The organism is Micromonospora sp. NPDC048887, assembly GCF_040649715.1.
Taxonomy (GTDB): domain Bacteria; phylum Actinomycetota; class Actinomycetes; order Mycobacteriales; family Micromonosporaceae; genus Micromonospora.
The window spans coordinates 41,323-62,424 of sequence record NZ_JBEZGA010000006.1 but is presented as its reverse complement, the minus strand read 5'-3'; the positions used below and the strand labels follow the sequence as shown (position 1 = coordinate 62,424).

General features: G+C 73.0%; 18 protein-coding genes. 6 read left to right on the top strand and 12 right to left on the bottom strand.

What is annotated here, in order from left to right; translation table 11 throughout:
* Positions 1-2: 2 nt before the first annotated feature.
* The 5 genes from AB0C17_RS12100 to AB0C17_RS12080 all read right to left on the bottom strand — a co-directional run bounded on the left by AB0C17_RS12100 (position 3) and on the right by AB0C17_RS12080 (position 6,644).
* Entirely contained in the window at positions 3-941 is a 939-nt protein-coding gene (locus tag AB0C17_RS12100; RefSeq protein WP_357471170.1) for a dihydrodipicolinate synthase family protein, read from the bottom strand.
* Entirely contained in the window at positions 938-2,005 is a 1,068-nt protein-coding gene (locus tag AB0C17_RS12095; protein WP_357384908.1) for an ABC transporter ATP-binding protein, read from the bottom strand. The genes AB0C17_RS12100 and AB0C17_RS12095 overlap by 4 nt, the downstream gene beginning before the upstream one ends.
* Entirely contained in the window at positions 2,002-3,960 is a 1,959-nt protein-coding gene (locus AB0C17_RS12090; RefSeq protein WP_357384906.1) for a dipeptide/oligopeptide/nickel ABC transporter permease/ATP-binding protein, read from the bottom strand. The genes AB0C17_RS12095 and AB0C17_RS12090 overlap by 4 nt, the downstream gene beginning before the upstream one ends.
* Positions 3,960-4,916, bottom strand: a complete 957-nt coding sequence (locus AB0C17_RS12085) for an ABC transporter permease (protein WP_357384904.1) — start codon at positions 4,914-4,916, stop codon at positions 3,960-3,962. The genes AB0C17_RS12090 and AB0C17_RS12085 overlap by 1 nt, the downstream gene beginning before the upstream one ends.
* Before the next feature lie 102 nt (positions 4,917-5,018).
* Positions 5,019-6,644, bottom strand: coding sequence for an ABC transporter substrate-binding protein (locus AB0C17_RS12080; protein WP_357384902.1), 1,626 nt, complete (start codon positions 6,642-6,644; stop codon positions 5,019-5,021).
* 138 nt (positions 6,645-6,782) lie between these two features.
* On the opposite strand from AB0C17_RS12080, the gene AB0C17_RS12075 reads away from it, so the two are divergent.
* From AB0C17_RS12075 to AB0C17_RS12055, 5 genes are all read left to right on the top strand, one after another.
* Positions 6,783-7,514: an FCD domain-containing protein gene (locus tag AB0C17_RS12075; protein WP_357384900.1), complete on the top strand. Its 732-nt coding sequence runs from the start codon at positions 6,783-6,785 to the stop codon at positions 7,512-7,514.
* A gap of 122 nt (positions 7,515-7,636) precedes the next feature.
* Positions 7,637-8,605 (top strand): hypothetical protein, encoded by a 969-nt coding sequence (locus tag AB0C17_RS12070; protein WP_357478287.1) that lies wholly within the window; start codon positions 7,637-7,639, stop codon positions 8,603-8,605.
* A gap of 57 nt (positions 8,606-8,662) precedes the next feature.
* Positions 8,663-9,157, top strand: coding sequence for a hypothetical protein (locus AB0C17_RS12065; RefSeq protein ID WP_357384896.1), 495 nt, complete (start codon positions 8,663-8,665; stop codon positions 9,155-9,157).
* Positions 9,158-9,270: 113 nt separating this feature from the next.
* Positions 9,271-10,269: a helix-turn-helix domain-containing protein gene (locus AB0C17_RS12060; protein WP_357384894.1), complete on the top strand. Its 999-nt coding sequence runs from the start codon at positions 9,271-9,273 to the stop codon at positions 10,267-10,269.
* A gap of 138 nt (positions 10,270-10,407) precedes the next feature.
* Positions 10,408-12,162 (top strand): exo-alpha-sialidase, encoded by a 1,755-nt coding sequence (locus AB0C17_RS12055; protein ID WP_357478285.1) that lies wholly within the window; start codon positions 10,408-10,410, stop codon positions 12,160-12,162.
* A gap of 42 nt (positions 12,163-12,204) precedes the next feature.
* Here the strand turns inward: AB0C17_RS12055 and AB0C17_RS12050 are convergent, their stop codons facing one another.
* From AB0C17_RS12050 to AB0C17_RS12020, 7 genes are read right to left on the bottom strand one after another with little or no spacing between them, the layout of a single operon-like run.
* On the bottom strand, positions 12,205-13,797 hold the full coding sequence (locus AB0C17_RS12050; protein ID WP_357478283.1) for an amidohydrolase: 1,593 nt from the start codon (positions 13,795-13,797) through the stop codon (positions 12,205-12,207).
* Between the two features lie 29 nt (positions 13,798-13,826).
* Complete coding sequence (mnhG, locus tag AB0C17_RS12045) at positions 13,827-14,225, bottom strand: monovalent cation/H(+) antiporter subunit G (RefSeq protein ID WP_357478281.1); 399 nt, start codon at positions 14,223-14,225, stop codon at positions 13,827-13,829.
* Positions 14,222-14,485 (bottom strand): monovalent cation/H+ antiporter complex subunit F, encoded by a 264-nt coding sequence (locus tag AB0C17_RS12040; RefSeq protein WP_354873039.1) that lies wholly within the window; start codon positions 14,483-14,485, stop codon positions 14,222-14,224. The genes mnhG and AB0C17_RS12040 overlap by 4 nt, the downstream gene beginning before the upstream one ends.
* Positions 14,482-15,084: a Na+/H+ antiporter subunit E gene (locus tag AB0C17_RS12035; RefSeq protein ID WP_357384886.1), complete on the bottom strand. Its 603-nt coding sequence runs from the start codon at positions 15,082-15,084 to the stop codon at positions 14,482-14,484. Before AB0C17_RS12035 ends, AB0C17_RS12040 begins: the two co-directional genes overlap by 4 nt.
* Entirely contained in the window at positions 15,081-16,652 is a 1,572-nt protein-coding gene (locus AB0C17_RS12030; protein ID WP_357384883.1) for a Na+/H+ antiporter subunit D, read from the bottom strand. The genes AB0C17_RS12035 and AB0C17_RS12030 overlap by 4 nt, the downstream gene beginning before the upstream one ends.
* Positions 16,649-17,107 (bottom strand): Na(+)/H(+) antiporter subunit C, encoded by a 459-nt coding sequence (locus AB0C17_RS12025; RefSeq protein ID WP_357384881.1) that lies wholly within the window; start codon positions 17,105-17,107, stop codon positions 16,649-16,651. Before AB0C17_RS12025 ends, AB0C17_RS12030 begins: the two co-directional genes overlap by 4 nt.
* Positions 17,104-19,938, bottom strand: a complete 2,835-nt coding sequence (locus AB0C17_RS12020) for a Na+/H+ antiporter subunit A (RefSeq protein WP_357478279.1) — start codon at positions 19,936-19,938, stop codon at positions 17,104-17,106. Before AB0C17_RS12020 ends, AB0C17_RS12025 begins: the two co-directional genes overlap by 4 nt.
* Positions 19,939-20,129: 191 nt before the next feature.
* On the opposite strand from AB0C17_RS12020, the gene AB0C17_RS12015 reads away from it, so the two are divergent.
* Positions 20,130-21,080, top strand: coding sequence for a hypothetical protein (locus AB0C17_RS12015; protein ID WP_357384973.1), 951 nt, complete (start codon positions 20,130-20,132; stop codon positions 21,078-21,080).
* The last annotated feature ends 22 nt before the right edge of the window (positions 21,081-21,102 follow it).

The window sequence follows — 21,102 nt, the reverse complement described above, 5'->3', positions numbered from 1 at the left end:
GGTCAGAGCAGCCCGGCCAGTTCCAGCTGGGTACGCACGCGGCCCGTCTCGGCGGCGTCCAGCGGCCGCAGCGGCAGCGACACCGCGTTGCCGGCGATGACGCCGAGCAGGGACAGCGCGGTCTTGAACGCGCCGACGCCCCGGGTCGCGCCTGCCGAGGTGGCCGGGTCGGCGGCGTCGACGATGCGGAACAGCCGGGTCAGCCGGTCCTGCTCCCGGCGGGCGGCGGCCCAGTCGCCGGCCACGCAGGCGCGGTGCAGCCGCACGTACCCGGCCGGGTCCACGTTGCCCAGTCCGGGCACCGAGCCGGAGCCGCCCGCGAGCATCATCGCGTCGACCACCACCTCGTGGCCGGTGAGCAGGCTGAAGTCCCGTTCCGGTGCGTGCTCGGCGACGGCCAGCGCCAGCTGGCGGAACGCGACGTCGTCGCCGCTGGAGTCCTTGACGCCGGCCAGCACGCCGTCGGCGGCGAGCCGGGTCAGCAGGTCGACGGAGAGCTTGCTGTGCACGCAGACCGGGATGTCGTACGCCAGCAGGGGAAGCTCGACCGCCGCGGCGACCGCGCGGAAGTGCCGCTCGATCTCGTGCGGGCCGACGATGGCGTAGAACGGCGCGGTCACGACCAGGCCGTCCGCGCCGAGGCGGGTGGACGCCTCGGCCCGCTCCACGACCCGGCGGGTGGTGGGTTCGATGCAGCCGGCGATGACCGGCACGGCACCGCCGGCGGTCTTCACGATGGTCTCCAGTGCCAGGTCCCGCTGCCGGTCGGTGAGGAAGACCGTCTCGCCGGAGCTGCCGAGGGCGAAGATGCCGTCGACACCGGCGTCGAGCAGCCACTCGACCAGCCGTTCCAGGGAGCGGACGTCGACCTCGCCCTCCTCGGTCAGAGGGGTCACGGCCGGCGGCACGACTCCGGCGAACCGCGGGGCTGGGGTGGTCACAGGTTCTCCTCGACAGACTCAGATGTGGTGCGGCCGGTCGCCGAGGTGGCGAGCGCGACCAGTTCGGTGTTCGCGGTGCCGGCGGGCACCGGGTGGTGACAGCGGAACTCGTGGCCCTCGCCCTCGGCGGGGCGCGGCGCCGGCATGTCCACGGCGCAGCCCTCGGTGGCGGCCCAGCAGCGGGTCCGGAACGGGCAGCCGCTCGGCGGCCGGGTCGCCGACGGGACCGGGCCGACCAGCGGGATCGGCTCGATCGGCGAGAGCAGGCCCGGCGTGGCCGAGAACAACGCCCGGGTGTACGGGTGCCGGCCGCCCTCGGGCAGCAGGTCGGCGGGGGTCTGCTCGACGATGCGGCCGAGGTACATGGTGACCACCCGGTCGCTGACCCGCTTGACGGTCTGGATGTCGTGCGACACCAGCACCATCGCCAGGCCGAGCCGGTCCTTGAGGTCCAGCAGCAGGTTGAGGATCTGGGCCCGCACCGACACGTCGAGCGCGCTCGTCGGCTCGTCGGCGATGACCAGCCCCGGTTCCAGGGCCAGCGCGCGGGCGATGGACACCCGCTGGCGCTGCCCGCCGGAGAGCTGGCTGGGCAGCACGTCGGCGACCGAGCGGGGCAGGCCCACCAGGGCCATCAGCTCGGCCACCCGCTGCTCGCGCTGCTGCCGGGTGCCCCGGCGGTGCACGTCGAGCGGGTCGCGCAGGATGTCGCGTACCGGCATGCGGCGGTTCAGCGACGTGGCCGGATCCTGGAAGATCATGCCGACGCCGGCGCCGATGTGCTCGCGCCGCTCGGCGGCGCTCATCGACCACACGTCCTTGCCGGCGAACGACACCGTGCCGGCGGTCGGCCGTTGCAGGCCGACGAGCACCTTGGCGAGCGTGGACTTGCCGCAGCCGGACTCGCCCACGATGCCGACCGTCTCACCGGCCCGGATGACCAGGTCGGCGCCGGTGAGCGCGTAGACCTTCTCCCGGCTGAACATGCCGCCGCCGCGCGCGGCGTGCACCACGTGCACGCCGCTCAGTTCGGCGATCGGCCGGTGCTCGGCGGTGGCGCTCATCGGGCCGGCTCCTTCTCGCTGACGGTGACGGCGGGGTGGTGGCAGGCGTACCCGTGACCGTCCGTGCCGGCCAGGGCGGGCGCGGTGTCCCGGCAGATCTCGGTCGCCATCGGGCAGCGGTCGGAGAACCGGCAGCCCTTCGGGAAGTCGGCCGGTGACGGCACCACGCCGCGGATCTGGGTGAGCCGTTCCGCGCCGGTCTCCAGGGACAGGACGGAGCCGAGGAGGCCGCGGGCGTAGTGGTGGGCGGGTGCCTCCATCACGTCGGCGGTCACGCCGGTCTCCACGATCTGCCCGCCGTACATGACCACGACCCGGTCGCAGACGTCGCTGACCAGGGCGAGGTCGTGGCTGACCAGGATGAGGGCGAAGCCGAGCCGCTCGCGCAGGTCCAGCAGAAGCTTCATCACCTGGGCCTGCACGGTGACGTCGAGCGCGGTGGTCGGCTCGTCCGCGATGATCAGCTTCGGGTCGCGGGACAGCGCCATAGCGATCACGACGCGCTGCCGCTGCCCGCCGGACAGTTCGTGCGGGTACGCGGCGAGCGTGCGCCGCGGGTCCAGCCCGACCAGCCGCATCAGCTCCTCGGCCGAGCGGGTGCCGCCGCGGCGGATCATCTGGGCGAGCTGGGCGCCGACGCGCAGCGCCGGGTTCAGCGCCGACAGCGCGTCCTGGTAGACCATGGCGATCTCGCGGCCCATCAGGGCGCGGCGGCCCCTGGCGTTCAGCGTCAGCAGGTTCGTGTCCTGGAAGCGGATCTCGCCGCGTACCCGGGCGCCCTGGGGCAACAGGCCCATCACGGCCAGGACGCTGAGCGACTTGCCCGAGCCGGATTCCCCCACCAGGCCGACGACCTCGCCGGGGCGGACGTCGAAGGAGAGCCCGTCGACGATGTCCACGCCGCGGTGGCGGCCGGCGAAGCCGATGGACAGGTCGCTGACCTGAAGGACCGGCTTGCCCTGCGGCAGCGGGCGGGCGCGCTCGCGCAGCCGCTGTGCCGCCTCGGCGAGACCTGGCAGCTCGACCACCTCGCCGGTGCCGGGCTTCGCCTGCTCCAGCGCGTCACCGCTGGTGGTGGACGTGGCGCGGCGCGCCGCCGGCGCGGCCCACGCGTCGGACATGCCCTCGGAGAGCACGTTGAGCGCCAGCACGGTGAGCAGGATCAGCAGGCCGGGGAAGAACGTGGCCCACCAGCCGCCGATCTGCACCATCTCCTTGCCGAACGCGATCACCGAGCCCCACGAGGAGGCCGCCTCCTGCGGGGCGAGTCCGCCGCCGATGAAGGACAGCGACGCCTCGAAGACGATCGCGTCGGCCACCATGACGGTGACGAAGACGAGGATCGGGGCGGCGCAGTTGCGCAGGACGTGCCGCCAGAGGATGTGCGGTCGCCGGGCGCCGATGATCCGCTCGGCGGCCACGTAGTCCTCACCGTACTGGGACAGCACGTTGGCGCGGACGATGCGCGCGACCGACGGGGTGAACACGAAGCCGATCGCGATGACGAGGACCAGCAGGCTGTTCTTGCCGAACGAGATGATCAGCAGCGCGGAGAGCACGATCGCCGGGAACGCCATGACCACGTCGAGGCAGCGCATGATGATCTCGTCGACGGCGGTGCGGCTGCTTCCGGCGATCGCGCCGAGGATCGCGCCGAGCACCAGCGCGATGCCGGCCGCGCCGAAGCCGACGATCAGCGAGCGCCGGGTGCCGGCGACCAGCCGGGAGAAGACGTCGCGGCCGAGCTTGTCCAGGCCGAACCAGAAGTCGCCGTTCGGGCCGGTCAACGCCGGCCCGAGCCCGGTCTGGGTGGGATCGTGGCGCAGCAGCAGCGGGGCGAGCACGCCGACCACGACGATGAGCGCGACGAAGCCGAGCGCGAACCGGGCCGCGAGACCGAGCCGGGCGAAGGCCATGCCGGGGCGGGACAGCCGCGTGGCGAGGGAGCGGCGCATCAGTGGCCTCCGCGCAGTCGGGGGTTGGCGAAGAGGTAGAGGATGTCGACGACCAGGTTCACCAGGACGAAGCCGAGCGCGATGGTCAGCACGGTGCCCTGGGCGAGCGCCGTGTCGTTCTGCTGGACGGCGCTCATGATCTGGGTGCCCATGCCTGGTAGCGAGAAGATCGCCTCGATGACGACGGTGCCGCCGATGAGGTAGCCGATCCGCAGGCCGAGCGCGGTGAGCGGGTTGACAAGCGCGTTGCGCAGCACGTTGCGGCCGATCACCACGCGCGGCGGCAGTCCGGCGCCGATCGCGGTGCGGACGTAGTCCTTGTCGAGTTCCTCGACCATCGACGTGCGGACGATGCGGGCCAGCGAGCAGCCGACCGGTACGGCGAGCGCCAGCGCCGGCATGGTCAGCGACTGCAACCACAGGCCGACCGAGTCGGCGGGGTTGACGTAGCCGCCGGTCGGGAAGATCGGGCGGCGGACCGAGAACTCCTGGATGAACAGCAGGGCGAGCCAGAACGAGGGCGTGGCGATGCCGGCCATGGAGACGATCCGGATGACCTGGTCGGGCCAGCGGTCCCGGTACAGGGCGGCCGGGATGCCGAGGGCCAGCGCGATGACGAGCGCGCCGACGACGCCGAGCGCGGTGAGCTGGATGGTAAGCGGCAGCGCCATAGCGATCTTCTCGGCGACCGGGACCGACGGCGGGAACGTCATGCCGAGGTCGCCGCGGACGAGGTCGCCGAGGAAGTGCAGGTAGCGCAGCGGCAGCGGGTCGTTCAGGCCGTTGGCGGCGCGGAACGCCTCGACCTGCGCCGGCGTGGCCTGGTCACCGAGGACTGAGAGCGCCGGGTCGATCGGGGAGAACTGCATGATCACGAAGACGAAGAGCGTGATGCCCAGCACCAGGGGGATCAGCGTCAGGAATCGTCGTGCGACCAGGTTCAGGACGGTCAGCATGGATTCTCTTTCTCGTGGCGGGGGCGCCGGGACGCCCGCCCGGCCGCACGGGTCACGTGGGCCGGGCGGGACGTCTGCGGGGCCGGAACCCCGCGCGTGGGCTCAGCCGGTCCGGCCGGTGCCCAGGAAGTACAGGCCGGTGGTGGAGGCGCCGGAGAAGCCGTCCACCTTGGCCGGGTCGTACGCGGTGACGACCTTGGTGTGCAGGATCGGGTAGAGCGGCACCTGGTCCGCCGCCATGTCCAGGGCCTGCTTCCACAGCGCCTTGCGGGCCGCCTCGTCGGAGGTCTGCGCGGCCTTGTCCAGCAGGTCGCCCATGGCCTTGCGGTCGGCGTCGCTCCAGCGGTAACGCTGGCCCGGCCAGGTCTCGCCGAAGTAGTACCAGCGCATCAGCAGGTCGGTGTCGACGCCGAAGACGCTCGGGTCACCGGTGGCCATGAGCACCCGGAAGGTGTCCTTGGGCACGATGTCGCCGTAGATGGCCGAGGACGGCACGGTGTTCAGCGTGGCGGTGACGCCGATCTTCTTCCACTGCTCGATGACCAGCGGGGCGACGTCCTTGACCACCGAGCTGTCGGTGGTGTCGAGCCGGAACGACAGGTTGGTGACGCCGGCCTCCTGGAGCAGGGCCTTGGCCTTGTCCGGGTTGTAGTCGTAGACGGTGCCGGCCTTCTGGTAGGCCTTGTTGCCCTCGTCGAGGTAGCTGGTCGCCGGGCTGCCGTAGCCGTTGAGCGCGGTCTTGATGACCGCCTCCTTGTCGATGGCGTAGTGCAGGGCCTGGCGTACGCGCTTGTCGCTGAACGGCGCGGCGGAGTTGTTGAACATGAGGAAGACCTGGTTGAAGGCCTGCTTCACGTCGATCGTGTACTTGTCCTTGAGCGAGTCCACGTTCAGGTACGGCACGGCCTCGATGGCCTGCACCCGGCCGCCCTGGAGGTCCGACACGCGGGCCGACGCCTCGGTGGTGGTGTTCCACGTCATCGTCTCGACCTTGGCGGCGCGCGGGCCGTTGTAGTTCGCGTTCTTGCTCAGCTTGATGCCGGATTCCTTGGACGCGCTGTCCACCTTGAACGGGCCGGAGCCGATCGGCGCGGTGTCGAACGCCTTGGCCGCGGCCGCGTCACCGGTCTTCGCCTTGGGGACGATCTTGATGACCGCGATCCGCTCGCTGAACAGCGCGAACGGGTACTTCAGCGTGAACTCGACGGTCGAGGCGTCCTTGGCGGTGACGGTGTCGATGAAGGAGACGAAGCCCTGCATGAGCGGCGGCGCCTTCGGGTCCGCGGGCTTGAGCACGCGGGTGAAGGACCAGGCCACGTCCTCGGCGGTGACCGGGGTGCCGTCGGAGAACTTCGCGCCGTCGCGCAGCGTCACGGTGTAGGTCCGGCCGTCGGCCCCGGGGGTCGGGTCGCTCTTGGCCAGGGCGTTGTAGGGTTCCCGCGTGATCGGGTCGAGGTCGACGAGGCCCTCGAAGACGTGCTGGTTGACCGCTGTCGCCACGGCCGAGGAGGCGTTGCTGGGATCGAAACCGCTGGAGAGCGTGAAGGCCAGCGTCGCCTCGATCGACGTGCCCCCCTTCCCGTCGCCCACGGCGTTTGTCGAGGCGGGACCGCCGCTGCAGGCCGCCAGCGCGACCGCGAGGCCGCCCGCGAGGGAGGCGACGGTCAGGGAGCGGACGCGGCCGCGCAGGGCGCGCCGGCTCCTCGACGGCTTACCGGTGGTGCTCACGTAGCTGCCTCCATAGGCTCTTCATGCGCTCGCGTGACCGCTCGCGCTCGGGGATGTGAAGCATAAGGTGTATGACGTCTGACGTCTGATGCCGGTAGGGTGAGAGTGACAGATTCGGGAACGAAGGGCAAGGGGCAGATGACGACCATTGACGCCAGTCCGCTACGCGGCGCCGAGCGGCCCAGCCCTCGCCGGCAGGAGGTGGCGACCAGGATCAAGGAGTACATCCTGCGCAACCGCCTGAAGCCGGGAAACCTCCTGCCCACCGAGACGGAACTGTGCGAGGCGGTCGGTGCCAGCCGGTCCAGCGTCCGCGAGGCGGTCAAGATCCTCTCCGCGCTCGACATCGTGGAGGTACGCCACGGCCACGGCACGTTCGTCGGCCGCATGTCGCTCAACGCCCTGGTGGAGAGCCTGACGTTCCGGGGCCTGCTCAGTGGCGAGGACGACCATCACGTCCTGGCCCAGGTCGTCGACGTCCGCCAGACGCTGGAGCAGGGCCTGGCCGCCACCGTCATCGACGCGCTGGACGAGCAGCACCGGTCGGAGCTGTCCGCGCTCGCCGACGAGATGCACAGCCGGGCCGCCCAGGGCGAGGACTTCCTCGACGTCGACCGCGCCTTCCACCTGAAGCTGATGGAACCCCTCGGCAACGACCTGCTGGTCCAGTTGACAGAGGCGTTCTGGCAGGTGCAGGCCATCGTCGCGCCCACCCTGCGCACCGAGCCGGAGGACCGGGTCATCACCGCCCAGCGGCACCAGGCGATCGTCGCCGCCCTCACCGCCGCCGACGCGGCGGCGCTGCGCTCGGCCATCGCCGAGCACTACGCGCCCATCCGGGCGAGCATCGCCCGCGCCGCGCAGCCCTGATCCGCCGTACGCCGGGACCTGTCGTTCGAGCCTGATCGAAGCCCCCTGTCCCGGGGCACCCCCGGTGCCGAAGCTGTCTGTGACGGGCGCGTCGGGCGCCCCGGACGGCCGAGGTGGGTGTCATGGCGGTGGTGTCGCGCCGGTCGCGGTCCTGGTGGTACGCGGTAGCGGTGCCGGCCGTGCTCGCGGCGGCGGTGGCCGGGGCGCTGGGCGCGAGCCGGGACGCCGCGCCGCCGCCCGCTGACCACGGCGCGACCGCACTGCCACCGGACCCGAGCGCGCCGGCCGTGTCCGCTCCGGCCGCGTCCGCCCCGCCCGCTGAGGTGCTGTACGCCGCCGAGCAGGTACTGATCCGCGACTGCATGCAACGGCGCGGGTTCCGCTACTGGCCGGCCCCCCGGCAGCCGGTGCCGGAACTGCGCGAGTTCCCGTACGTCCTGGACGACGTGTCCTACGCCCGCCGGTACGGATACGGCGGCGCCCTGGAACGCCGGCTCCAGGAGACGATCGCGGCCGACCCGAACGTGCGGTACGCCCGGGAGCTGCCACCGGAGCGCGGCGCCGCCGCCGTGCGCGCGCGCAACGGCGACCCGGGCGAGCCGGATGCGTTGCGCGTGACGCTGCCGGCGGGCGGGGTGCTGCGCCGCAGCAGTCACAGCTGTACCTCCGAGGCGGAGCGACAGCTCTATCGCGACCTGCCCGGCTGGTACCGCGTCACCCGGATCACCGACAACCTCGCCGGCCCGCGCGTCGGGCGGGTGCTCGCCGACCCCCGCTACGCCGACGGCGTGCGGGCGTGGCGGCGGTGCATGCGGGCCGCCGGACACGACGTCGCGGACCCGGCGTCGGCCCGCGCGTCGGCGCCGGAGCCGACTCCCGTCACGCCCGGCTCCGTCACGCCCGGCGAGATCAGGCTGGCGGTGGCGGAGGCGACCTGCGCCACGCGGACCGGGCTCGGCCGGCTCGCCCGGCGGCTCGACGCCGAGCACCGTCGGGCCGTCGACTCCCGGTTCCGCGCCGAGATCGCGGACCGGCTCCGCCTGGAGGCCGACGCGCTGCCACGGGCCCGTGCCGCGCTGGCCGCCGGCTGACCACCCACGACGTCCGTGGCAGCCCGCCACGGAAGGAACCGACCGGAGGGAAACACCATGAGAGCAGTACGCGCCGTGCTGGCCACAGTGGTCGCGGCGGCAGCCGCGCTGGCCTTCACCGCCACCGCCGCCCAGGCCGCGCCCCGGCCGACCCCACACGCGGACACCGCGCAGCGCGCCGCCGCGGGCAGCGGGTACCTCTACGTCAGCCAGGACGCCGGCTGGGCGGGCCGGTGGTGCTGGTGGTACAACGCCGACAACAACTGGGACACGATCAACACGGCGGAGAACGCCAACTGCGACAACAACAACCGGGCCAGCATGCGCAACCTGGCGTCGTCGGCGTGGAACGACTCCAACAGCGGCCGGCCGGTCGCCCTCTACATCCACCCCGACTACACCGGCGCGTACGCCTGTCTCGGCGCCGGCGACGCGTGGGACAACCTCACCGGCGTCTGGTTCACCTGGGGCTCCAACCGCGACGGTTACATGGCCAACGCCAACGACAACATCGCCTCCCACCGCTGGCGGTCCAGCTGCGGCGCCGGCTGAGACACCTCGGGGCGGCAGCCGTACGGCTGCCGCCCACCCCCGCCATCCAGTGATGTACATCAATGTCAGGGACGAGACTGAGCGCGGTGGCGCATGCGGGAACACTGTGCGTCATGGGGACGCTACGCATCCACTTCACGGCCGGGGACCTCAGCCGCACCCGGCTGGCGGCCCGGCCGGATCCACTGTGGGAGATCATCTGTAGCCTGCACCGCCTCCAGACCCGGGCCGGCCACGCGGCTTACGCCCGCTGGCACCGGCAGGTGCGCCCCGACCTGCAACGAGCCGGCCTCGTCCCGGTCCTCCGCGAGCGGCTGCTGCCGATCGCGCCGCTCAGGCGGTACTTCCCGGACTTCCTCACCCCCGGCCCGGTCACCGACCCCGACGAGGGCATCGACCTGGTTCTCGACACCCCGGCCCGGCGGATCCGCACCGAACTGGGGCGGATGGTGACTCCCGTCGACAGCCCCTGGCTGGTCGATCTGGCCGCCGGCCGACCCGCCGCCCGGCACTGCCTCGGCGACGCGCTGCGTGCCTACTTCCGGGTCGCACTCGCTCCGCACTGGACGCAGGTCACCTCCGCCGTCTCCGGTGACCGGGCCCTGCGCGGGGCATGGGTCCTCGACGACGGCGCCGGGCGCATCCTCGACGACCTGAGCCCGGAGACCTCCTGGGATCCCCCGGTGCTGTCCGTGCACGGCTACCCGGAGGACCGGGAGATGCGTCTCGACGGCCGGGGGATCACGCTTGTCCCGTCGTACTTCTGCTGGCATGCGCCGATCACGCTGGCCGACCCGGAGTTGCCGCCCACGCTTGTCTACCCGGCGTGCCGGCAACGATCGGAACCGACGCCGCCGACCGGCCCGCAACGCCGGCTCGGCCCACTGCTCGGCCACACCCGGGTGGCGGTGCTGCGCGCCGCCGCCGGCGGCGCCACCACCGGCGAGCTGGCCCGGCGCGCTCGCATCTCGCCGGCCACCACCAGCCATCACACCACCATCCTGCGCGAGGCCGGCCTGATCGTCAGCCAGCGGCACGGCAACCTGATGCTGCACCGGCTCACCGCGTTGGGCGAGGCGCTGCTCGGCGAGGCGCCCGGGCGCGATCGCTGAGGGCTCTCGGCGCCGTATCGGACGTCGACCGGAACCGATCCTTGACGGGCCGGGGCGGATCCGCCTAGCGTGCAGACATCGGACATCTGACGTCAGATAGTCGATCCGATCCCCCTCCCCCGTCCCGGAAGGAACCACGTGTCCCCTCGCCGCGCCATGCCGCGCCGGGCAACCGTCCTCGCGGTGGCCGCCCTGACCCTGCTCTCCGTACTGCCCACCACGGCGGCCCAGGCCGCCGCCCCGGCCGGAGTGACGGCCACCGCCGGCGCCGACTGCACCACCGGCCGGCTGCTGCTCGACCTCGACAACCGCAGCGCCACCACGCAGACCTACACCGTGACCTGGCCCGGTCGCTCCGGCTCGCCGTGGACCCGCACGGTCGCCGCCGGCAGCAGCGCCGAGCTGTACTGGACGCTGTCCCCCGGCACGCCGTACACGCTGCGCACCACGACCCCGACCGGCCTGGACGACACCACCAGCGGCATCTTCCACTGCGGCACCGGCATGTCCGCGCTCACCAGCTTCGACTGCACCAACGGCCGCCTCCAGCTCGCGCTGGAGAACCGCACCACGACCGCCCGGGACTTCACCGTCACATGGGCCGGGCGCACCGGCTCACCGTGGACCCGGACGATCGCCGCCGGGGGCAACTACCCGCACTACTGGACCGTCGGCGCCGGCACCCCGTACACGCTGCGCGTCACCGCGCCCGGCTTCGACACCACGCTGCGCGGCACCACCTCCTGCGACCTGGCCACCGGCAACCCGCAGATGACAAGCACCACGCTGCTCACCACGCAGACCGTGATCCGCGACCTCAACGGCGCGGGCGGCCGGTACGACGGCACCGTCGCCTCGGTCCGCATCCCCGGCCTGGCGGTCACCAACAACGGCACCGTGATCGCCGTGGCCGACGCCCGGGTCAACGGCTCGTACGACCTCGGCGGCGGCACCAACAACATCCAGATCGTGATGATCCGCAGCACCGACGGCGGCCGGACCTTCGAGCAGCCCCGCGTCATCCACGCCCCGCCCACCACCAGCGAGGGCGTCGGCGACCCCAGCCTGCTCGTGGACCGCGCCACCGGCGTCGTCTACTGCTTCTTCACCTACTCCCCCCGGCCCGGCATCAGCTTCTGGTCCGGCGGCTCCGGCCTGAACACCGCCGACGACCCGAACAGCATGCACCTGCGCTACATCACCAGCCGGGACAACGGCGCCACCTGGAGCGCCCCGGTCGAGCTGAACCCGGCCGTCAAGGACCCCACCTGGCGGCAGGTGTTCTTCTCCTCCGGCCACGGCATCCAGACCAGCACCGGCCGCCTCATCCAGCCGATCGCCTACCGGGACTCGGCCGGCACCAGCCACGCCGCGAACATCTACAGCGACGACCACGGCGTGACCTGGCGGCGCGGCGGATCCGCCGGCGGGAACATCAACGAGAGCAAGGCGATCGAACGCGGCACGGGCGCGGTGGTGCAGAACATGCGGCACAACTCGACCCGCAGCCGGTTCTACGCCACGTCCACCGACGGGGCCGCGACGTTCGGTGCGGCGACGGCGAGCGCCCTGCTGCCCGACCCGCTCTGCAACGCCGACGAGATGTCCTACCTGCGCCCGTCCGAGGTCGGCGCGAACCGGGCGCCGGTGCGCACCCGCACGGCGCTGTTCAGCAACAACGCGCACCCGACCGCGCGCAACGACCTCACCGTACGGCTGTCGACCGACGACGGCGCGAGCTGGCCGGCGCGGGCGCTGGTCAAGCCCGGCGGCGCCGGCTACTCGACGATGGCGGTGCTGGCCGACGGCACTGTCGGCAACCTGTACGAGGTGGGCAACACCGGCGGCATCTACTTCGCCCGGTTCAGCCTCGACTGGGTGAAGGGCGCCTGACCGCCGGGTCCCGCCCGGACAACGGCGTCCGGGCGGGACCGGTCAGCGCTGCCAGCGGACCACGCCGCCGACCACCGTGAGCGCCACTGTCAGGTCGCGCAGCCGCTGCGCCTCCACCCGGTACGGGTCGGTGGGCAGCACGATGAAGTCGGCGAGCATGCCCTGGCGCAGCCGGCCCTTCAGGTGCTCCTCGTAGGAGGCGTACGCCCCGGCCTCGGTGAAGCAGCGCAGCGCCGAGTCCAGGTCGAGCCGCTCGTGCGGGTCGACGCCGCCCGGCGGGGTGCCGTCGGGCTGCTGCCGGGTCACCGCGGCGTGGATGCCGAAGAACGGATCGGGATCCTCCACCGGGGCGTCCGAGCCGAACGCCACTGTGGCGCCGGCGTCCAGCAGGCTGCGCCAGGCGTACGAGGCCAGGCCCCGGCCGGCGAGCATCCGGGTGGTGAGCGGGATGTCGCTGGTGCAGTGCGTGGGCTGCATCGAGGCGATCACCCCGTGGTGGGTGAGCAGCGGCACGTCGGCCGGCAGCAGGTGCTGGGTGTGCTCGATCCGGTGCCGCAGCCGGGCCGCCGGACCGGGTTGCGCCGACTCGCGCCAGCGCGCGTACGCCCGCAGCACCATCCGGTTCGCCGCGTCGCCGATGGCGTGCGCCGCCACCGCGATCCCGGCCCCGGCCGCGCGCGCCACCAGCCGCTCGAACTCCTCGGCCGGGGTGACAGCGATGCCGTGGTTGCCGGGTTCACCGTCGTACGGCTCGGTCATCAGGCAGGTGTGCGAGCCGAGCGCGCCGTCGGTGAAGATCTTCACCGGGCCGGTGCTCAGCCAGCGGTCCCCGTCCCCGGTGGCCCAGCCGCTGTCGATCGCCTCGTCCAACGCTGTGGCCGGAATCGTCTTGTGCACCCGCAGCGGCAGCTCACCCCGCGCGTACAGCGTCTCGTAGGCGGCGCGGGCGTCCTGCCCGTCCAGGTCGTGGATGCTGGTCAGCCCGGCGGCGAGCAGCCGGGGCAGGTGGGTACGCAACTGTGCGACCAGGTCACCGGCGTGCGGGGAGCGCACCACCGCGTACGCCGCGTCCGCCGCCGCCTCGCGCAGGATCCCGGTCGGCTCGCCGTGCTCGTCCCGGGCGATCTGCCCGCCGGGCGGGTCGGGGGTGGCCGCGTCGATGCCGAGCCGGGCCAGGGCCGCGCTGTTCACCCAGATGGTGTGGCCGTCGATGCTCGGCAGCGCCGCCGGCCGGTCCGGGCAGGCCCGGTCCAGGTCGATGCGGTCCGGCTGCACCGGCCGGGTCCATCTGTTGCTGTCCCACCCGCCGCCGAGCAGCCAGGCGTCCGGCGGCAGCGTGGCGGCGTGTCCCGCGATCCGGGTCAGCGCCTCGTCGAGGCTCGCCGTGCCGCGCAGGTCCGCCTGGTCCAGCCCGCGCACGTAGGACGCCGCGTGGATGTGGCTGTCGATCAGGCCGGGCAGCACGGCCATCCCGTCGAGGTCGACCCGGCGTGCGCCGCCGCCGGCCCGGTCCCGGCACTCCGCGAGATCACCGACGGCGACGATCCGCTCGCCGCGGACCAGCATCGCCTCGGCGTACGGGCGGGCCGGGTCGAGGGTGTGGATGCGGGCGTTCTCGTAGACAGTGCCGCTCATGGGCTCCCCTGTTCCGGCGCTCGCGATCGTCAGGACGTGTGGACCGGCGACGTCTCCCGCGGCTCACCGGCCCGGTCGGCGCGGATGCGGTCGATGTGACCGGCCAGCTCGTCGGTGATCAGCAGGTCCCGCCGGATGTCGTCGTGCGGGTAGGCGGTCCGCCCGACCATGTGCGCGGCCACCGGGGCGGTGGCGAGCTGGAACAGGCCGACCAGCACCAGCGTGGTGATGTCCACCCCGGTACGCAGCCGCAGCGCGCAACCGAGCAGCACCAGCAGCAGTCCGAGCACCTGCGGCTTGGCCGCGGCGTGCATGCGCGACAGCACGTCCGGGAACCGGACCAGCGCGATGCCGGCGGCGAGGCAGAGCAGCGCGCCCGCGATCAGGCAGGCACCGGCGACGGTGTCCAGGACCGTGTCGAGGCTCATTTCGGGTTCCTCCGCGCGGCGAAGCGGGCGACGCTCACCGAGCCGACGAAACCGACCAGGGCCAGGACCACGAGCACCGGCAGCGCGGTGGCGTCCCGGCTGTAGGCCGCCTCGGTCGCGATGGCCGCGACAGCGACGGCGAGCAGCACGTCGGTGGCGACCGCCCGGTCGAGGATCGACGGGCCGCGGATGATGCGGACCAGGGTGAGCCCACCGGCAGCGACGAGCAACAGGGTGACGATCACGGCGACGACTGTCACGTCGGTGCCCCTTCCAGGTCGACCGACCGGGACGGCCCGGCGGGTGCGGATCGGCGGACCAGCTCCAGTTCCTCGGGCGAGCCGACGGCCGCCACGATGCGCTGCTCCAGTTCCAGCACGCTCTGGCGGAAGCGCTCCACCTCGTCGCGGCTGCGGATGCCGATGACGTGCACGTAGAGCGTGCCCGTGCTCCGGTCGGCCTCCACGATCAGGCTGCCCGGCACCAGCGACAGGGCTTCGGCGTTGAGGGTCAGGTTGAGGTCGGTGTTCACCCGCAGCGGCACCCCGATGATCGCCGACTGGGGGTGGTTGGACCGGACGGCCAGCCAGGCGATCTGCGCGGACGCCACGACCAGGTCGCGCAGGAAGCGCGCCAGGAACCTCAGCAGCGGCACCGGCCGGATCCGGCCGGCGAACGTCACCGGTGGCAGCGGGAAGACCACGAGCAGCACCGCGGCGACGACCAGGCCGCTTATCACGTTCGCCCAGCTGAAGGTGCCCCACAGCAGCACCCAGACGGTGACCAGGCCGGTCACGGCGATCGCTCGGTTGCGCCAGCGGTCACGGGCGGTCAGCGGCGCTTTCGGCTGACTGGTCACGGCGGTCCCTCCGGGAACACGGCCTCCACGTACGGGGCACGGCGCAACAGGTCGTCGGCGGCGTCGGTGCTGATCTCGAACAGTGGCCCGGCCACCACTGTCAGCGCCAGACCGAGCACCACCAGGGCGGCGGTCGGCACGGTCATCAGCCGGGGCAGTACGGCACCGGCCGGCGAGGCGCCCTCGTGCGGCTGCTCGGCGCCCTCGGTCCGGGCCGCCCGGTCGGCGTCGCCGGGCCCCGGCATGTCCGGGTGCGGGGCCCGCCAGAACGCCAGGTTCCACACCCGGGCGATGGCGTAGAGCGTGAGCAGGCTGGTCAGCAGCCCACCGGCGACGAGCGCCCAGGCCAGGAACCCGCCGTCGTCCACGCCGGCCTGCACGAGACCGAGCTTGCCGAGGAACCCGGAGAACGGTGGTATGCCGGCCAGGTTGAGGGCGGGCACGAAGAACAGCAGCGCCAGCAGCGGCGACAGCCGGGCCAGCCCGCCGAGGCGGTCCAGCGCGGTGCTGCCCCCGCGCCGTTCGACCAGGCCGGCGGCGAGGAACAGCGTGGTCTGGATGGTGATGTGGTGCACCACGTAGAAGATCGCCGCGGACAGGCCGAGCGGGGTGGTCAGGCCGACCCCGAACAGCATGTAGCCGATGTGGCTGACCAGCGTGAACGACAGCAGCCGTTTGATGTCGGACTGGGCCACCGCGCCCAGGATGCCGACCACCATGGTCAACGCCGCTATCACCATGAGCAGGTCGGCGGTGCGGCCGCCGGGGAACAGCAGCGTCTCGGTGCGGATGATCGCGTACACGCCGACCTTGGTGAGCAGGCCGGCGAAGACCGCTGTGACCGGCGCGGGCGCGGTCGGGTAGCTGTCCGGCAGCCACGCCGACAGCGGGAACACCGCCGCCTTGATCCCGAACGCGAGCAGCAGCATGCCCTGCAGGACCAGGCGCAGGTCGTCGGGGAGCGCGTCCAGGCGGTCGGCGAGCTGGGCCAGGTTCAGCGTGCCGGTGGCGGAGTAGACCAGGCCGATCGCCACCAGGAAGATCAGCGACGACAGGAGGCTGACCACGACGTACGTGGTGCCGGCCCGGATCCGCGTCTCCGTGCTGCCCAGCGTCAGCAGCACGTAGCTGGCCACCAGCAGGATCTCGAAGCCGACGTAGAGGTTGAACAGGTCGCCGGAGAGGAACGCGTTGCACACGCCGGCGGTCAGCACGAGGTAGGTCGGGTGGTAGACCGACAGCGGCGTCTCCTCGTTGCCGTCGGCCATGCCCTGCCCGATGGAGTAGACGAGCACGCACAGCGTCACCGAGGCGGAGACCACGAGCATCAGCGCGGCGAGCTGGTCGGCGACGAGCACGATGCCCATCGGCGCGGCCCAGCCGCCCACCTCCACCACCAGCGGGCCGTCCAGCGACGAGCGGACCAGCAGCAGAGCCGCGACCGCGACGGTGGCCGCGAGCACCACGATGCTTACCCACCGCTGGATGCGGGCCCGCCGGGCGAGCAGCAGGGTGAGGGCCGCGCCGAGCAGCGGCATCACCACCGGCAGCGGAACGAGCCAGGTCATCGGCCCCCCTCCGCCTCGGCGGCGGCCAGGACCCGCGCCTCGGGACTGCCGTCGGCCACGTCGGCGTCGGCGGTGCCGGGGCCCTCGTCCCGGTCGGCCAGCTCCATGATGCGGCGGTCCTCGACGTCGTCCTGCACCTCGTCGTGGCCGTTGAGGTGCCAGCTGCGGTAGGCGAGGGCGAGCAGGAAGGCGGTCATGCCGAGCGTGATGACGATCGCGGTCAGCACCATCGCCTGGGGCAGCGGGTCGGACATGTCCTCCTCGGCGGAGGTGCCGACGATCGGCGGGCCGCCCGCCCGGCCGCCGGTGAGCAGCAGCAGGTTCGCGCCGTTGCCGAGCAGGATGACCCCCATGAGGACGCGGGTGAGGCTGCGTTCCAGCAGCAGCGTGACCCCGGTGGCGAACAGGACGCCGATCACCAGGATGTAGACCAGGTTGGGGATGTTCGGGCTCACACCAGCTCCTCTTCCCGTACGCCGGCCGGTTCGTTCTCCTGCTCGTCGTCCTCCTCCTGGCGGTCCATCTCGGCGCCCAGGCTGCGCAGGATGTCCAGCACCAGGCCGACCACGATGAGGAAGACGCCGACGTCGAAGAACACGGACGTGACGAAGTGGACGTGGCCCAGCAGCGGCAGGTGGAAGTCGAGCGTCGCGCTCTGCAGGAACTCGCCGCCCAGCAGCATCGCGACGACGCCGGTGCCGACCGCGACGAACAGTCCCGCGCCGAGCACGAACCCGGCGTCCACCGGCGCGGCGCCGTTGAGTTCGGTACGCCCGCCCGCCAGGTATCGCACCGCGAGGCCGAGGCCGGCGACCAGCCCGGCGGCGAACCCGCCACCCGGCGCGTTGTGGCCGGAGAAGAGCAGGTAGATGGCGAACAGCAGGATGGCGTGGAAGAGCAGCCGGGTGACGACCTGGAGGATCACCGACTGCTGCCGGGAGGTCGCGCCGGTGGTGAGCCAGCGCGGACGCGACGACTGCTGCCGGCCGGCGCCGGGGATGCCGCTGCGCAGGTCCAGCGCGCGGGTGCCGCGGAAGATCAGGCTGGCCACGCCGGTGGCGGCCACCACCAGCACCGCGATCTCGCCCATCGTGTCCCAGGCGCGGATGTCGACGAGCGTCACGTTCACCACGTTCTTGCCGCCGCCGTAGGACACCGCCTCGTCCGGGAAGCCGGCCGAGATCGGCGTGGCCGTCCGGCTGCCCGCCGCGACGTACGCCATGCCGGCGGTGACCAGGCCGACGGCCACGCCGAGCGCGACGCGGAACCGCCGGGTGGCGCGGATCGGGCGGGCCGAGAACCGGCGCGGCAGGCGGCGAAGCACCAGCACGAACATCACGATCGTGACGGTCTCCACCAGGAACTGGGTGAGCGCCAGGTCCGGCGCGCCGTGCAGGATGAACAGCAGCGCCGTGCCGTAGCCGGTCACCCCGACCAGGATCATCGCGGTGAGCCGGCGGCGGGCGCGGGCGGCCACCAGCGCGGCGACGACGACCACCGCGCCCGCGACGGCCTGCAACGGCGTGTCCCACAGCTGGAACCGCTGTGCCCAGGGCACGCCGGCCAGCAGCGCGCCGCCCGGCATGATCACCAGCACCAGCAGGATGACGCCGAGGTAGAACGGCAGGGATCCGCGCTGGGTGGCGCCGGTGAGCTCCACCGCCGCGCGGTCGACGGCGCTCGCCAGCCGGTCGTAGCCGGTGGCGCCGTCGAAGGGCAGCCGGGCCAGGTACGGACGGCGGCGGTGCAGCAGGAGGAACAGCGCGACGCCGCCGGTGACGGCCAGCGCGGACAGGCCGAGGGCGGGCGTCAGCCCGTGCCAGAGCGCCAGGTGGTAGCCGGGGTCGGCGGTCGGGAACTGGTCGGCGTACGGGGCGAGCACCCGGTCCACCGCCGGGGCGCCGATGCCGACCGCGAGGCCGGCCAGGGCGAGCACCGCCGCCGGGCCGATGAACGCCGGCTCGATCCGGTGCGGCCGGGTCTCCGCGACGCCGGGCTTGGCGGCGAACGCGCCCCAGAGGAAGCGCAGCGTGTACGCCACCGTCAGCGCCGAGCCGACGACCACCCCGGCGAGCACCAGCAGCTCGACGGTCCCGCCGTGCAGGAACGCCTCCAGCGCGGCCTCCTTGGCCACGAAGCCGAACAGCGGCGGCAGGCCGGCCATGGAGGCGGCGGCGAGGCCGGCGACGGCCGCCAGCACCGGCGCCCGGCGACCCAGACCGCTCAGTTCGCGCAGGTCACGGGTGCCGGTGACGTGGTCGACGACGCCGACGACGAGGAAGAGGGTGGCTTTGAACAGGGCGTGTGCCAGCAGCATCGCGGCGCCGGCCAGCGCGGTGTCCCGGGTGCCCGCGCCGAGGATCACCATGAGCAGGCCGAGCTGGCTCACGGTGCCGTACGCCAGCAGCAGCTTGAGGTCGACCTGCCGCAGCGCCGTCCACCCGCCGAGGAACAGTGTGATCAGGCCGCCGGCGAGCAGGACCGCCCGCCACACGGTGGCCTGGCCGACCGCCGGGCCCATCAGCGCGGCCAGGAACACACCCGCTTTGACCATGGCGGCGGCATGCAGGTAGGCGCTGACCGGCGTGGGCGCGGCCATCGCGCGCGGCAGCCAGAAGCTGAACGGGAAGATCGCCGACTTGCTCGTCACGCCGAGCAGGACGAGCACCAGCGCGACGGTGAGGTAGCCGCCGTCGGGCAGGTTCCCGGAGATCTCGGACCACCGGTACGAGCCGGCGTGCTGGCCCAGCATCACGAACCCGGCGAGCATCGCCAGGCCGCCGAGCGTGGTCACCAGCAGCGCCTGCATCGCGGCCCGCCGGCTCTCCCGCTTGGTGGGATCGCTGCCGATCAGCAGGTACGAGAAGACGGTGGTCAGTTCCCAGAACACGTAGAGCAGCAGCAGGTCGTCGGAGACCACCAGGCCGAGCATCGCGCCGGCGAACGCGACGAACACCGCGGCGAACCGGCCGAGGCTGGGATCGTCGGAGTCGAAGTAGCGCGCGCTGTAGACCAGCACGAGCGCGCCGACACCGCCGACGAGCAGCACCAGCAGCCAGGACAGCGTGCCCATCCGCAACGCGAGGTCCAGCCCGAGCTGCGGCACCCAGGTGACCGTCTCGACGACGGGCCGGCCAGAGCGGACCGCCTCGGTCCGGGTCAGCGCCCAGACCAGCGCCGCGGCCGGGACGGCGGCCAGCAGGTAGAGCACACGTCTACCGAGGAGGCGTACCAGCACGGGGGCGGTCACGGCTGCGAACGCATGGACCGCCACCAGAACCAGCACACACACTCCTCAAGATCGACCTGCGGTACGTCAACCCTAACCGGCCAGGCCGCGAGACGGTATGTCGAGAGAATCACGCGAACGTGTCGTGTCAGCTCCGCTCTGTTTCGGGTAAGGAGTGAGGTTTGGTCTGCCCGGTACACCGGTCGGCGTCCGGCGGGCGCCCCGATAGGGTGGTCGGCGTGCTGCCGATGCGAGCCGCCCTGGCGGGCACCACCGGGAACGCGATGCTGATGGGCCTCGCCGAGGTCAGCACGCCGCTGGGTTGGGTGCTCCTACCGGGCCTGCTCGGCGTCTCGGCCCGGCCCCGGGTGGCGGTGCTGGTGTCGGCCTGGGCGGGCGCGCTGGTAGTGCTGTCGGTCGTCGTACCGGTCATCCCCGGCCACCGCAGCGATCCGCAGGCGCTGCTCGCCTCGGCGGTCAGCCTGGCCGCGGTGCCGGCCCTGGCCTGGGCCCGCCGCCGGACACGGACCGCGACCGTGGCGCGCGCCGCCGGCCCGCCGGACGTCGCGGTGTTCACCGTGCCGGCCGGCCCCGGACGCGCCGCGCTGGCGATCTGCGGCACACCCGGGGAGATCGGTGCCGCCGTTCCGCTGCGCGGCGGCGGCCTGCTCGCCCTGATCGGCACGGTCACCGGCGCGGCACTGGACACCCCCGCCGGGCGCCGGGCCGTCGAGCAGACCTTCCGCCGCCACGCCCGGCCGGGACGCACGCTGCCGGACCTCGCCGGCGTGCTCGACCGGGCGGTACGCGATCTCGCCCCGGCGGGTCACCTGCGCGCCACGATCGTGCGGGTGGACCGGGCCGGCGCCGTGGCGGCGGTGCGCTGCGGCTCCCCCGACCTGATCACCGTCGCCGGTGACCGGGGCGAACTCGCGGCGGTGCCGGCCGGTCCGGCGCTCGGCGCCACCGCCCCCGGCGGGGACCTGCGGCCGGCACCGGTCGAGGGCCGCCGGATCGCCGTCCTCGGCGCCGCGTACGCCGACGCGCACCGCCGGCACTGGGTGCGCGTACCCGATCAGGTGACCGCCGCCGACGACGACCCGGCGGTCGCGGCGCGGCGGCTGACCCGGGGTCCCCGGGGTGAGCGGCGAATCGGCCCGGCGCTGGTGATCGACCCCGGCCCGCAGTCGCGGGCATGACGCCGGGCGCGCCCGCCCCCGG

Coding starts and splice junctions, on each gene's coding strand:
- AB0C17_RS12070 (WP_357478287.1), top strand. CDS start 7,637: ATGGCGGTGGTGTCGCGCCGGTCGCGGTCCTGGTGGTACGCGGTAGCG.
- mnhG (WP_357478281.1), bottom strand. CDS start 14,225: ATGAGCCTCGACACGGTCCTGGACACCGTCGCCGGTGCCTGCCTGATC.
- AB0C17_RS12015 (WP_357384973.1), top strand. CDS start 20,130: ATGCGAGCCGCCCTGGCGGGCACCACCGGGAACGCGATGCTGATGGGC.
- AB0C17_RS12095 (WP_357384908.1), bottom strand. CDS start 2,005: ATGAGCGCCACCGCCGAGCACCGGCCGATCGCCGAACTGAGCGGCGTG.
- AB0C17_RS12030 (WP_357384883.1), bottom strand. CDS start 16,652: ATGACCTGGCTCGTTCCGCTGCCGGTGGTGATGCCGCTGCTCGGCGCG.
- AB0C17_RS12060 (WP_357384894.1), top strand. CDS start 9,271: ATGGGGACGCTACGCATCCACTTCACGGCCGGGGACCTCAGCCGCACC.
- AB0C17_RS12090 (WP_357384906.1), bottom strand. CDS start 3,960: ATGCGCCGCTCCCTCGCCACGCGGCTGTCCCGCCCCGGCATGGCCTTC.
- AB0C17_RS12065 (WP_357384896.1), top strand. CDS start 8,663: ATGAGAGCAGTACGCGCCGTGCTGGCCACAGTGGTCGCGGCGGCAGCC.
- AB0C17_RS12085 (WP_357384904.1), bottom strand. CDS start 4,916: ATGCTGACCGTCCTGAACCTGGTCGCACGACGATTCCTGACGCTGATC.
- AB0C17_RS12050 (WP_357478283.1), bottom strand. CDS start 13,797: ATGAGCGGCACTGTCTACGAGAACGCCCGCATCCACACCCTCGACCCG.
- AB0C17_RS12075 (WP_357384900.1), top strand. CDS start 6,783: ATGACGACCATTGACGCCAGTCCGCTACGCGGCGCCGAGCGGCCCAGC.